Genomic DNA, 12,909 nt, shown 5'->3' with positions numbered 1-12,909 from the left:
GCGTAGACCTGCGCGAATCTCCCGGGTAAGTCCCGTGACTGTGAGCGGCACCGTTGAGCACCGGGCGTCCCCTCCCGTAGGGTTACCACGCGACTACGGGAGGGGACGCGTCAATGGGATTCCGGACGGTACCGGAGGCACTGCGCGCGGCGAGCAAGGCCGCTGGCGACGCGATCGGGGAACTTCGCGGCGCCGACTGCGGCGGACCGGTAGGCGGTGTGACCGCAGCTCTGCCGGGTGGCAACGCGAGCGGGGCGGCGTCATCGTTCAGTAATTCGTGGCAGACGGCGTTCAAGAGCTGGTGTACCGATGGCGAGCAGTGCGGCGCCGACCTCGTCAAGGCAGCCGACACCTACCAGGCCGGCGACCATGCCGCTGCCAACGCTGCGGCCGACGCGGGCAAGCTGCGGGGGCCGCGCTAATGGTCAGCGTCTCGGACGTGAAGCGGTGGAACACCGGCCAGCTCGACGAGATCTTTCGGACCGTGCAGCAGCGGCTCCAAATCCTCATCCACTCCGGCGACGACTACGGCAAGGTGTTCCCCGTCGAGGGTTGGGAAGGACCAGCCAACGACAACGCCGGGTCTGTCCATAAGGGCCTGATGTTTCGAATCGACAAGTTGGCGGCCGGGGCCGGCATCGTCAACAAGTCCATCGGGCAAGCCGCTGATGCCATCACCGGTGTACAGCACGCCATTGCGAACGCTGAAGAGCTCGCCCGCAAGTACGGCTACCAGATCGCCGACAATGGCACGGTTGTCGATGGCTTCCCTGACGGCAAAGTGCCGGCGGACATGCATCCCGAGGACCGCGCGAGGGTGCAGACCGAGGTAGCCGACGCCATCGCCCAGGCGTTGCGCACGGCGGACGACATCGACAACGACCTAGCGTCCGTCCTCAAACGCGCCGAAAGCGGCGACTTCGGTACCGGCGACGAAACCACAGTGGCCGCCGCAGCCGCCGACGGTGCTCTCGATCCCGGCCTCACCCTGCTGGAACCCCCAAAGGACGGCACTCCGGGCCAGAACGCGGGCTGGTGGAACTCGCTATCTCCGGCCGGGCAAGCCATCTTGCTCCGTGACCACCCGGACTGGCTCGGCAACCTCGACGGATTGCCTGGTGCGGTGCGCTCGCAGGCCAACGTCGCCCGGATGCCCGCTGAACGAGCCGACCTCCAACGCCAACTCACCGACGCACAAGCCTACGTCGACCAGGTCAAGGGCATGCCGTGGCCGGTGCCGGGCTTGCTGTCCGATGCCCTGGCCAAGCAGGACCAGATCGAGGCGAAACTCAAGTCGCTGGACTCCATCGACGCGACCTTGTCCCAAGGCAACCGCCAGCTGCTGACCCTGGACACGTCGGGTGACCGCGTGAAGGCGGCCATCGCGGTCGGCAATATCGACACCGCTGAGCACGTAGCAGTCTTCACGCCCGGCTTCACCTCGACGGTCGATGGCAGCATGGGCGGCTATGACCGCGACATGGACAACCTCCAGAAACAGACACAGTCGATCTCGAACATCTACGGAGACGGCGGAAAAGTTGCGACCGTCACATGGATTGGTTACGAGGCGCCGCAGACGCCGGATGTGCTGAATCCTGACTTGTCGGTCGGCAGTGACAACCTCGCGAAGATCGGCGCCCACAAGCTCGACGGCTTCCTCAATGGAATCGGTGCATCCCATGATGTCCAGAACCAGCCGCTGCACCTGACGGCGCTCGGTCACTCCTACGGCAGCCTCACCACCGGCATCGCGCTACAACAGGCCACGCCGGTCCATGACGCCGTGGTGTTCGGGTCGCCGGGCCTGGACATGCAGACGCCGAACGACCTGAAGGTGCCGCAAGGTCACATGTTCTCGGAGTGGTCCGACCAGGACCCGGTACCGCGGCTGGACGTCGCGCACAACTTTGGGACATCCCCGTACGAGGGCATTTCCGGCGGTTCCGTGGCCAGCATTGAACAACTGTCGACGGGAGACGCGAGCGGCGCCAGTGGACAGCCGCTACACGCCACTCACGAGCACGGCCAGTACCTCGACAACAACTCGACCAGCCAGTACAACATGGCCAACGTCGTAGCCGGCCGATCCGATCTCACGGTGCGGCACGTGCAGCCGTGGGAAGTGCCTTCGCCGCCACCGGCGCCAGGACAGCCGATTCCGTCGCCACCTGGCCGCGACCCGCAGCCACCACCGCTCCCACGATGACGAAAGCAAGCCACAGCCCCATGAAAAGCACCCTTGTCCTGATCGCCACCCTCTGTACGGCATTGGTGGTGAGCGCTTGTGGACCAGACGTACCTCCGGAGACAACCGTGAGCCAGAAAACTGAGCAGTTCAACCAGCTACTGAAGCGGCCTGACATAGATCAAGCCGTTGCAACGTACGACGAGATGTACGTCAAGCTGCGGAACCAGTTGACGGCCATCGTTCCGGCCCTGACCTGGCGCCAGACCGACGACATGTCAGGTTCCGGCTGTGGCAATGAATTCGCGGCGGTCAATGCTGGCTTGCGCGCCGATGATGCTGTGGAGCGTGGGCTACCGAACTGGGTGGCAGCGGGAAAGATTCCTGACGAACAGTGGAGCGCAGTGCAGGCTGCGGTTGACACCACCTTGCGGGCCTACGGGTTCGACTCTGGTCCGATCGTGGTCAAGAACCAGCCAGGTGACCACTACGTCACGTTTCGAGCGCCGGATGGTTCCGAGGTCACGTTTGGCAGTGCGGTGAACACGGGTTTGACGGTGCGGACGGGGTGTCATCTGACCGCCGAGGCGAAGAGGCGGGGAACGCCCGCCGAGCCGCCGACGTACTAATGGAGTAGCCTTGAACGAGACAGCATCGTCAGCGCCCAGATGGAAGATGACCTGAGCGACCAGACGATGCCAGGCAGCACAACCACTAATGTTGGTATGAAACCCTGCACAGGCTGGCACCTATTACGTCGTCGAGACCCGTACCGCTGCACTTCTTCAAGGTAAGATCGACGAGTGAGAGTCTTGATTTAATCAGCGTATCTGTCTTTGAAGCGCCAGAAGGATTATCGGGGGTCTTTTCGGCTGAATCTACGAACATGTACCGATGGCTTGACTGCTGCGGCGACAGGTCGGTTGGCACACGTCCAGTACTAGAGTTTGGCACACCGTCAGTGCACGTCGTTACAGCCAAGCCTTCAAGACTATCTGCGTTCCCTCCTTGCAGGCTGAAAGTTAGCGATTTCGAGTCTGGCCACGTAAAGCCGTTGGTCGAAGGAAAAGTAGCCGACGCTTCGACCACCGATGCGTGAAATACTTTGCCCGGGGGAATCCCTCCCTGAGCAGGGATAACGAACATGTCGTGACACGAGGGAAATAACGAGTCGGCATCAATCTGCCGGATCTCGTGCCACTTGATATCAACGGTGGCTTGGTAGCCATCGTTGTCGATAGCGTTCATGGTCGCGTGCTGCACAACAGGGCCAAAGTCGGGCGCAGGCGGCGAGATGGCAGTCGTGGTGCTTGGGGCAGCGGTGGTCGCCGCGGCCTGTGGGACCTCCGTCGGCGTCTGACTTGTTCCGGGTGACGGCGAAGCGCTGCATGCTGTCACAGCGACAAAGGTAAGCAGGAGGCCGAAAGAGAGCTGGCCCCTCCCTCTGAGCGCACTCCCGCCACTCCACCGCCTTAGACGTGGTCGCCTTGTGGTCTTGCCGCTCTGGTCTACTGTCACGCACAGAAGTCGCCTACCGCCCTCAACTCTGTTACGAGCGCCTCGGTAACAATTGGTGCGCCACGGTGTCCTACCCTTTGGGGCTGCTGACGGTCGATCGTGCAGGTGCGGTCTCTATGACGTGGGGCGTGCTCGGCTTCCTCCCGGCCCGAACAGGTAGTCAGGCCGTTTCGTCGTGTCTACGTTCGGTTCACACGCCAGCGCCTCGTAGCCGCGAGCCGCGAGGTAGCGCTCGAACAGTTGCTCGCCGGGGTCGGTGGTCACCCGGACATGTTTGCAGACCGGACGTGGCCGGCCACTACGGGCCGTAAAGGTCCATCATGGCTTCCCGCACTTCGTCCTCGGTGTTGATCATCTCGCGGATTCCCGTGTCGGTGGCATCCAGGTAGTGCGCCACGCCTTCCATCGCCTCGTGGAACAGCCGCATGTGGACGCGGGGCAGAGCTACAAGGGTTGGCGAGCCGTCCCGGGCGAGGGGATAGCTGGGTTCGATCACCAATATCGGGTCACCGCGCGGCGAGGCTATGGAAAAATTATGCGTAAGTCCTTCGGGTAGTCGATCGCATGAAACAACCGCTCAACCAAGGATGACGCGACTTTGCCAGCACCTTCTTGAAGTTGGTCGTGCGTTACCGTAACCATCTCACGATACTCGTCGGCGTCATAGGCGGTCTTGTCCTCCAGGGTCGCGAAGGGTTGGTCCACCGAATTGACATGACCGCGGATGCCGCGCAAGCAGAACCCCAAACCCCATTGTCCACGGTAATGAATCCGCTCAGCGTAGTTGCCCGCCCATGATGCGAGTCGGTAGGCATAGTTCCCGACAGATCGTTCAAGGATTGCTGGCAGAATCTGTGCCTCGACGTTTACAGAAATCCTCGTGTTGCAGAATAGAGCTCGAATACCGCCGTCTTCGCGAAACTCAATATCGAGGGCATGCCGCTCATCGACATGCGGATTCATGGTGCGACCGGGTCCCAAGGCATGCGTACAGAGCGCAATACCCTGTGCCCGTTTCATGACCGACTGGGCTTCCTGGGGGGTTGACGATCCAAGTTGGCCTGTTGTCAGCAAGATCTCATCGGCCGGGTTGGTGATTGCATGGAGAGTCGCCAGGGAAGCACTCCGCACGAACGCCCGCCCGATGCCCGGCGGTGCCGTCAACGGCTGCGCCACCATGTAGAGATGGCCTGTCTTCCTCGCAACGTTCACAACAGGATCGCGGGCAATCTCCTCGTCGATTAGCGCATCCATCAGAGCCTCCGTTGTCCGTCGTCTCGCATGCACCACGAGCACGTCAGCGTCAGAAAGCTTTCGCTTGATCGTCTCCCCACGGCCAAAATAGACGTGGTCAACCATGTGCGGCGCGAACGGCGACGGCGAAACCCGGACATACAGGTAGCCGAGACCGGTGTCCGCAAGGGACGGGACCGGGATCGGTGTTACGTCGAGCGGCGGATCGATGACGTTGGCAGCGATGTTTTCGATCTTCTCCGCCAGGCCGGAGAGCGGCTGTGGGGCGAGCGAGAAGGTCCGCGTTGCCTTGTCTTCCGCCACGCCGATCAGAACCACACCACCGTCAATCGCGAAGCTGGCAAGGTCACGAGCCGTCTCGCGGTTGTCGCTCTTACTGCTGACCTCACGCTTGCAGTCGATGAAGTGGTTCTCCATGAGCGTGCCGTCCTCAATAGCGGCACGCAGCTCGGCCTCAGTCGTCGGTTGCCAGCGTGGTGTGTTCATGGGTCGGATCGCTCCCTCGCGCCGTGGGGACTAGACAGCAGTAGTCGTTGGTAACACGAGGCCAGTTACACCCTGGCCGGTCATGGCCGAATCCGACCATCTATCGACGGTGATAGCCGCAGGAGGTTCGGATTTTGACACCCTACCAGCGGGAGCCGCTACGGCGCCCCGATCCTCAGCTTATGCAACGCGTCCTTGACGGGCTCAAACGCCTTGACTGACTTGAGAAAGGGGCGACGCCGGGTTAGTGTCCGTCGTATGTCGCTGGGTCAACGGCTACGAAGTCATTGGCATGCTCTGGCGGGCTACCGTCGTTTTCATGCGGGCTGACTACGCCGCCTGCGTAGACATTCTTGTACATCGAGAACTTTTGGAGATCATTGGGATTGCCATACGGGGCCGCAGTAACCGCGAACGGCTTGCCGTGGTCATTTGCGATATAGGATGCCACGGTGCCGTCAGACGACGTCGCCGTGAACTTGAGCGAGAATATGCAGTACTGCTTTTGTGTTACTGCGTGCACCAGGATGGTTTCCGGCTTGTCTGACGCCACGGTTATATTCTTGGCATTCGGCCCACTGAAATACATTCCTTGGTCTTGTCCGTCTTGATAGATATGTGCCGCTGGCTGCGGCGCATCGAGGTCGAAGATCATTTGTGGGTCATTGTTTTGACCGGCCGGCGGCGAGTAGAGCAATGTGCCGTTCAGTGGGCTGCGGCACTCCAGATTGGCAATCTCGGCTTTCGTAATGACCACAGTCTTTGACAGTGGGTCGCTCACGACGATTTGCAGGAGTGCTTCGTTGGTTACCACCCAACTTCGGCCATGCGCCCACGCAAAGAGTTTGTCCCAGTCGTTCGGTATTCCGTTGATCATCGAGAGGTCGTCTGGCGCGAGCGTTACCGGTCGTGGGCTCACGAAGGAGAAGCCTTGCCGGACACCCTGCATATACGCGACGGATGCGATCTTGAGAATGTCAGGGGCTTGCGGAGGGACGACCGCAGCTGAAGAGGATTCGATGTTTGTCGAGGGGTTAGCGCCTGGGGCGTCGGCCTGGGCACTTCCGGCCGTTGTCTTGTGAGGCCAGGGCTGCCATATGGCCAGTGTCACCACCAGTAGGACGACGGCGGTGAGGGTGGGGACTTTCCAAGGAGCGCGGTGCGGGGCGAGTTGTTCCTGTAGTGGTGCTGCGACTGCTGGTGGCGCCGTGCCTGGTGCCGACTCACTGAATGAGACGGCTTTTTCCGCCGCAAGTAACAATTGCGCTGCGTCCGGCGACAAGCTGGGACGAAAGCCGGTATCGAGAATTTGTTCAACAATCTTTTCTGAGGCTTGGTCCAGGTAGCGGCACGCAGTTTCATAACTGGAGCCGCGCCGCCCCTTGAAGTCCTTCTCGCTACGCCTTTGACGCTCGCGTAGTCTAACATGGTTCTTTGTGGCAGAAAGGTTGAATCCGGCACCGAATGCGAATCGAAAGATGTCTGCCCGGTCGTCAGTCCACGGCTTGCCCTCTTTGGCGGGGATAGCCTTGAAGTGGTGCCACAATCTTCTTTGAACAGCGTCTCTTAAATGGTCTTCATTCCCTTCAGGGACTATCTGCCAATAGGCCAGCAAATCGGGAGTGGTTTGTTGCATGAAGGCGAGCAAGTTGTCGCGCCACAAGCCGTATCCTTGCGATAACACTTCAAGTTGACTGAGCAGCGATTTGGCGTACAGCGAACGCTCGTCTTGCTCGGACACGCGACCCCTCATCGATGTAAAGACAAAGACGATGGAGCTTAGATCAAAGCGCAAGATCATTGACATTTCTTTACTATAATGTTATAAGTAAAGGGATAGTAAACGAGCTTTTGATCTATGTCTGAGAAAACCCCAAAGTCTAACGATGAGTATGGCCCCCTGGATTCCGAAACGGAGCTGGACAGACGTATCTCGGCCGCCGAGGAGTGGGCTAAATCATCTGGCTACCGTCCAGGCATGGAGTACGAGGAAGTAGATCACAATGGTCTTCATAAACATGGCGACTATTTGAACCTGGATCCCGCCGAGATCGAGCACTTGAGGTTGCTTGCCAGCGGGGATTTGTATAAAGCGCCGGAATGGGTAGATTCGCCTGCTTTGGCTGACGACTGGAAGTACGACCCTGACGAGGGACTGGATGACGACGAACCCACTCCAGATTACGAGACGGGATACTGGGAAGTGACGCCGGATACGGGTATCCCTGGCCCTCTTCCTCCTGGTCTCGACGCACCCAGCCCTGACGCCTGACACGAGTGTGGCGCGCACGCATCAGCGGACCGCTCCAGCCTCTTTGTCGACGATCTTGACTAGTCAACCGCCAGATCGGCAAACCGGGTTTGAGCAGCGCAAATGCAATGCTCGACTAGTCAGCAAGCACTTCTTAGGTTGCCGTAACAGGTGAGCCGCGAGGCAGAGTTCTCGGTGTCAGGCAGTCGCCGCACGGCTCCCACAGTTCACGCACCGGCTGATCTCCAACCCTGCGCCGACGTGCGCCCCCATGCGGCCTGCATCTCTCTCTCTCTCTCTCTCGAATTGGGGAGGTGTAACTCTATGAACCGCAGCTCCATTGCTGGTCGTCTGGTAGCCATCCTGGCGGGCCTGGTCATTGTTGGCCTATTCCTGAAGCTCTTGGCTTCCATCCTGCAACCAGTCTTGCCGCCAAGTCTGTGGCAAGCAGTGTCTGGTGGCTGGGATTTGCTGTTATCGCTCGTGAATCCAGCGCTCGTCGCCATTGCGGCCGTTGCCATCCTCGGCGGCCTGATCTGGGTGGCAGTCGGCCGCCGCAGGTAGGTCGTTCCTGTTTCTCTTTTCTCACTTTCATCTTTCCGTATTGGAGTATACCCATGCTTGCAAAAGCTGGCTGTGCACTGCTGTGCCTGCCACTGGTCTGTTGGTTTCTCGGGATGATCTTGTGGGGAGTGTTGCCCCACGCCGTTTTCTGGCTGCTGGTGGTCGCCCTCGCCATCTGGGCCGGTCGCGCGATCGTCCGACTGGGCAAGGCGTGAGCACCGTCCTCCTCATGGCCGCTGCTGGCCTGGCCGGCTACACCCTCGGCCGTGCCCACCAGTGGCTTCGTACGGCCCGTCACCTGATGGGCACCACCAAGAAGAAGGGACTTTGGAAATGAGCAACACCACTACCCCCAGCCCGCCGCCCGGTGATCTGGCGGTGCAGCTCCGGCGGCTGTCGAAGCTGCTGGAGCAGGTCGTCAAGCGACTGGAGGAGACGGAGCGCATGTCGGCGTTGACTTTCTTCATCCAGGATGAGCTGTGCGAGCACGTGTCGCGACTGCTGGACTACGCCGCCAAGCAGCGCGAGCAGGCACGGGCCGAGTTCCTGAAGTCGGACACGTTCGCCAACTCGACGGCGCACGAGGAGCATCGGCCGTCGTGATTCGGCCACCAATCAGCAATTCCACAGACAGGAGATACATGCCCAGACGCACCCGCCGACAGCTCGTCGGCAAGGACGAGGCATTCATGCAATACGTTCGAGAGAGGCGAATCGCCGTCCTCGCGGCGTCCCTCCACAGTCAGTGGATCAAACGAAAGGAGTCGCGGTGAGCCGGTGACGACAAAGTATCGAACCATCCTGGCCGACCCGCCCTGGGACATCCAACAGTGCGGCAGTCTCGGGGCCGAGCGACACTATCCGCTGATGTCCATCGACGAGATTTGCTCGCTGCGCGTCGATCGGCTGGCCGACGACAACGCTCACCTCTGGCTGTGGACCACAAACGCCGCACTTCCGGTGGCGCAGCAGGTCATCGAGGCGTGGGGTTTTCGGTACGTCAACCTCATTACCTGGGTCAAGCCGCGACTGGGTCTGGGCGTCTACCTGCGCAACGCCAGCGAGCAACTGCTGTTCGCGGTCCGCGGTCGGGCTCCGATTTTGTACCGGAGTCAGCCAACGTGGCTGTTCGCACCGGTACAAGCACATTCGCACAAGCCCGAAGAGGTATATGCGGTCGTCGAGCGGTGTTCGCCTGCACCGCGGCTCGAGCTGTTCGCCCGTCGGGCCCGATCTGGCTGGGAAGTGTGGGGCAACGAGGTGAGCTGTGATGTCGCACTGTGAGGCATGGCGGTGACCGATCACCGGACGGCTGCGGCCGTACGGCGAATGGTGACCTCCGTGGCCTTCGTCATCGCGGGCCTGGCCTTCGCTTTCGGCTTCGGCAACGGCTGGCATCTCGGGCTGGCGCTCGGGGTGCCCGGCTGGATTGCTCCGCTCGTGGCGCCGGCCGTCGATCTGTCGGTCGTGACGTTGCTGGCAACGGTGCAGTACCTCCGAACTCAGGGCGCCGGTGACCGGCTCATCGGGCCTCGGCTGTTGCTGGTGAGCTGCGGCCTGGTGACGGTGGCGCTCAACACGACGCAGGCGATCGCGGCAGGTCAGGTCGGACGGGCCTGCTTCGACGCCATTGCTCCTCTGCTGCTCATTGGCTGGAGCGAGGTCGGACCGCGGCTGCTCGGTCTGCTGCATGCCGCAGCCAACCAGCCGGTGGTCGTCCCGGACGGTCCTCATTCGTCCGCCGCTGTCCAGGACGAACACCCCGCGCCGTCAGCCGAGCTGGTCAAACGCGCTCGGCAGCTCGACGCTGAGCACCGCGCTGCGACGGGGCGAGCCATCACGCGGGACAGGCTGCGGGCAGGGCTCCGCGTGTCGAACGAGGTTGCGGGGACGCTGCTCAAACACGTCCGCAGCGCGCCATCTGCGTAGTTCGTTGGTGCTTTTCTTGAGGTCCAGACGGACCGATCGGCGTTGTGGAATTTTGTAACATAGTTGACCTTGTGGTCACGATACTGCATAAACAATGGGAGGTTGTTGTCCTTAGACAACAAAGACGGTGCGGCAGTGGGAAATTCGGATCAAGGGCAAGCCCCGTCAGGAGGTGGATATAGCCCTACTTGTGCAAGCGGTCATTGCGCTCGGCAAACAGTTGCAGGCAGCAGCGCGAGCGGACGAGTTGGAAGATTATGAAGGAAATAGAAGGGAGGGTACATGACACTGGCACTAATCATCACCATCGGCGGGCTGGCAATTCTCGGGACCATCGCGGGTGCGCGGGCCTTCGCCGCACTTGCCTGGCGGGAAGCACTGACCGCGTATAGGTTGCGGTTGCCGGCCAAGCTCACGATTGACGACGTGACCAGATGGTTGAGCATGGTGGCCGCAACGACAACCGCGCCTCAATGGTCACTTCTGCCGACGTCGCCCCTTGAACTTCAGGTCGTCGCCACTGCACGCGGCATCGAGCACTACCTACTGGTGCCAAAGAGCGCCGAGGCGAAGTTCTTAGGTAGCGTTCGCGCGGGCTTGCCCGGCGCACGGGTTGAAGAAGCGCCTGAGTTTGTGGGCGAGCAGCCTCAATTTCTCGCTGCTGGCGAGTTCACCGCCACGAGCCGCCATCGGCCGTTAGCCGTAGAACGGGCAGAGGCGACCAGCACCGCGTTCCTGGAGTCCCTGCAACCTCTGTCTGGCGACAACGAAGTTCGCCTCCAGGTCATCATGACCAGCGCGGGAACGCCGGAGCCGGTACATAGCGCCTCGCCAAATCGTGAGGACCGCTGGTGGGCTGCCTACCTCATGGAAGGTGAGCCATCGGCCGACGCCGAGGCGGTCCGTGCGCTGAGAGACAAGCGCAGTCAACCCTTGCTGCACGTGAGCCTACGACTCGGCGTAAGTGCACCGAGCCGCGCGCAAGCGTGGTCCCTGCTGCATCGCACCTGGGGCACGCTGCATGGCGCGAACGCTCCCGGTGTCCGGATCGTCCGCCGTTGGCTGCCGCCTGCGGTTGTCGCGACGCGCATGGTGAAGCACGCTCTACCGGTCACGGTGTGGCCATTTCTACTCGGGGCGCACGAACTCAGTAGCCTCGTCGCTCTGCCGACCGGAGCCAGCATCTTCTTGCCCGGACTGAACTTGCATGCCGCGCGACAGCTCCCGCCACCGCCGAACCTGGCACGGCGCAATGCAATTTCGCTGGGCGTGAGTAACTACCCTGGCATGAGCAACCGAACGATTACGTTGGCGGCGGAAGATCGCCTCAGGCACATGGCCGTGTTTGCTCCCACCGGAGCTGGAAAATCCTGGCTGCTCGCTTCCATGATCAATGACGACATCGCCGCTGGACGCGGTGTCTTTGTCGTCGACCCCAAGGGAGACCTGGTTACCGATGTGCTGGCGCGGATCAACGATCGCGATGCCGAACGGGTCGTGGTTCTCGATGCAGCCCGGCGCGACATGCCTGTCGGTTTGAACGTCCTCGGCCAGGCGCGCGATGAAGCGAGCCGCGAACTGGTGGTGGACAACGTGCTACATGTCTTCCGCTCTATCTGGTCGGATTTCTGGGGCCCTCGCTCGGACGCACTCCTACGGATGGGGCTCACGCTCCTCACCAACGGACACGGTGCCGAGGGGTCGGCTCTGACTCTGGCTGAATTGGTGCCGCTGCTGACACAACCAGCCTTCCGGCGGTTCCTGGTTGGACAGCCCGGTGTGCCTGACGCCGTGCGGGCGTACTGGCTCCGTCACGATGCACTGTCCGATGGTGAGCGTCAGCAGGTCATTGCGCCGATCTTGACGAAGGTCGAAGCCTTCACCAGCCGGACCGCGATCAAGCTCATGGTCGGTCAGTCGTGCGGTGTCGACCTGCGCTCAGTCTTCCGGGACCGATCAGTCGTCCTGGTTTCCCTGGCGAAGGGCACGCTGGGTACTGAAACGGCCAACCTGCTCGGCTCGCTGATCATCTCCCTGTTCTGGCAAGCCACGTTGGCGCGCGTGCGCGTGCCTGCGGAGAAGCGGCACCCCGTGTTCGCCTACATCGACGAGGCGGCGGACGTCATGCGCCTACCAGTGCCGCTGGCCGATATGTACAGCCAGGCCAGAGGATTGGGTCTCGGCGTTGTCACCGCCATGCAGTACCTGAGCCAAGCGCCGGAGTCGATACGGGCTGCGCTGCTCGGGACGGTACTGACCCAGCTCAGCTTCAGGGTGCAGCATGACGACGCAGTATTGCTCGCCAAACACTTCGCGCCTCTGACTGCGGACGACCTCACCGGGCTGGCGCGCTACGAGGTGGCCATGAAGCCGTGTGTCAACGGCGTTACCCTACCGCCGCTCACCATGACGACCCTGCCGCTCGGGCCGGTGCTCCGGGACGCTGACGAGCTGGCGGGAGCCAGCCGGCAACGCTACGGCGTCCCGCGAGCGGAGGTCGAAGCAGTGATCAAGGCCCGTATTGCGCCTCCCGGATCGACCAGCGGTGGTGCTGCATTCGGTCGGCGAAGCCGCGGAGGCCGATCATGATTGCCGGTCCGTTCGCCGCACCGCTCGGCGGTCCGGTCGCGTCGAGTGCGCCGGGCGGTCTTCCGAGGTCAGGCGAGGGAGCATCGCCGTTTTGTCCAACGACTCACGTACCCCCACCCAGAGGTTCGTC

At 61.7% G+C, this 12,909-nt stretch carries 13 protein-coding genes; 9 read left to right on the top strand and 4 right to left on the bottom strand.

Annotation, left to right across the window (positions count from 1 at the left end):
* Window positions 1-113: 113 nt before the first annotated feature.
* The 3 genes from OG738_RS03730 (at window position 114) to OG738_RS03720 (ending at window position 2,817) form a co-directional block, all read left to right on the top strand.
* Window positions 114-422 carry a hypothetical protein gene (locus OG738_RS03730; protein WP_329051213.1) on the top strand — a complete coding sequence of 103 codons (309 nt, stop codon included), beginning with the start codon at window positions 114-116 and terminating at the stop codon, window positions 420-422.
* A gap of 17 nt (window positions 423-439) precedes the next feature.
* Window positions 440-2,209 (top strand): alpha/beta hydrolase, encoded by a 1,770-nt coding sequence (locus OG738_RS03725; protein WP_329051212.1) that lies wholly within the window; start codon window positions 440-442, stop codon window positions 2,207-2,209.
* Window positions 2,210-2,316: 107 nt separating this feature from the next.
* Window positions 2,317-2,817, top strand: a complete 501-nt coding sequence (locus OG738_RS03720; protein WP_329051210.1) for an LppA family lipoprotein — start codon at window positions 2,317-2,319, stop codon at window positions 2,815-2,817.
* Between the two features lie 85 nt (window positions 2,818-2,902).
* On the opposite strand, the gene OG738_RS03715 is transcribed toward OG738_RS03720, so the two are convergent.
* The 4 genes from OG738_RS03715 to OG738_RS03700 all read right to left on the bottom strand — a co-directional run bounded on the left by OG738_RS03715 (window position 2,903) and on the right by OG738_RS03700 (window position 7,187).
* Window positions 2,903-3,436, bottom strand: coding sequence for a hypothetical protein (locus tag OG738_RS03715; RefSeq protein WP_329051209.1), 534 nt, complete (start codon window positions 3,434-3,436; stop codon window positions 2,903-2,905).
* 568 nt (window positions 3,437-4,004) lie between these two features.
* Window positions 4,005-4,202 (bottom strand): hypothetical protein, encoded by a 198-nt coding sequence (locus OG738_RS03710; RefSeq protein ID WP_329051208.1) that lies wholly within the window; start codon window positions 4,200-4,202, stop codon window positions 4,005-4,007.
* Between the two features lie 26 nt (window positions 4,203-4,228).
* The gene (locus OG738_RS03705; RefSeq protein WP_329051206.1) at window positions 4,229-5,446 is read right to left on the bottom strand and encodes an AlbA family DNA-binding domain-containing protein; all 1,218 of its coding nucleotides are present in this window, start codon (window positions 5,444-5,446) and stop codon (window positions 4,229-4,231) included.
* A 244-nt stretch (window positions 5,447-5,690) separates the two neighbouring features.
* On the bottom strand, window positions 5,691-7,187 hold the full coding sequence (locus OG738_RS03700; RefSeq protein WP_329051205.1) for a hypothetical protein: 1,497 nt from the start codon (window positions 7,185-7,187) through the stop codon (window positions 5,691-5,693).
* 237 nt (window positions 7,188-7,424) lie between these two features.
* Between OG738_RS03700 and OG738_RS03695 the strand changes: the two genes are divergently transcribed.
* The 6 genes from OG738_RS03695 (at window position 7,425) to OG738_RS03670 (ending at window position 12,779) form a co-directional block, all read left to right on the top strand.
* A complete protein-coding gene (locus OG738_RS03695; protein WP_329051204.1) occupies window positions 7,425-7,718 on the top strand; it encodes a hypothetical protein in 294 nt (97 codons plus the stop codon).
* 303 nt (window positions 7,719-8,021) lie between these two features.
* A complete protein-coding gene (locus tag OG738_RS03690) occupies window positions 8,022-8,261 on the top strand; it encodes a hypothetical protein (RefSeq protein WP_329051203.1) in 240 nt (79 codons plus the stop codon).
* A gap of 333 nt (window positions 8,262-8,594) precedes the next feature.
* Window positions 8,595-8,864, top strand: a complete 270-nt coding sequence (locus tag OG738_RS03685; protein ID WP_329051201.1) for a hypothetical protein — start codon at window positions 8,595-8,597, stop codon at window positions 8,862-8,864.
* Window positions 8,865-9,038: 174 nt separating this feature from the next.
* Window positions 9,039-9,545 carry an MT-A70 family methyltransferase gene (locus OG738_RS03680; RefSeq protein ID WP_329051199.1) on the top strand — a complete coding sequence of 169 codons (507 nt, stop codon included), beginning with the start codon at window positions 9,039-9,041 and terminating at the stop codon, window positions 9,543-9,545.
* A gap of 57 nt (window positions 9,546-9,602) precedes the next feature.
* Window positions 9,603-10,190, top strand: a complete 588-nt coding sequence (locus OG738_RS03675) for a hypothetical protein (RefSeq protein WP_329051198.1) — start codon at window positions 9,603-9,605, stop codon at window positions 10,188-10,190.
* A gap of 282 nt (window positions 10,191-10,472) precedes the next feature.
* Window positions 10,473-12,779: a helicase HerA domain-containing protein gene (locus tag OG738_RS03670; protein WP_329051197.1), complete on the top strand. Its 2,307-nt coding sequence runs from the start codon at window positions 10,473-10,475 to the stop codon at window positions 12,777-12,779.
* The last annotated feature ends 130 nt before the right edge of the window (window positions 12,780-12,909 follow it).

Origin of the sequence: Amycolatopsis sp. NBC_01488 (genome assembly GCF_036227105.1) — a bacterium.
In the GTDB taxonomy this organism is placed as follows: Bacteria; Actinomycetota; Actinomycetes; order Mycobacteriales; family Pseudonocardiaceae; genus Amycolatopsis.
The sequence above is the reverse complement of the archived record's forward strand: the minus strand, read 5'-3'. Positions and strand labels throughout refer to the sequence as shown.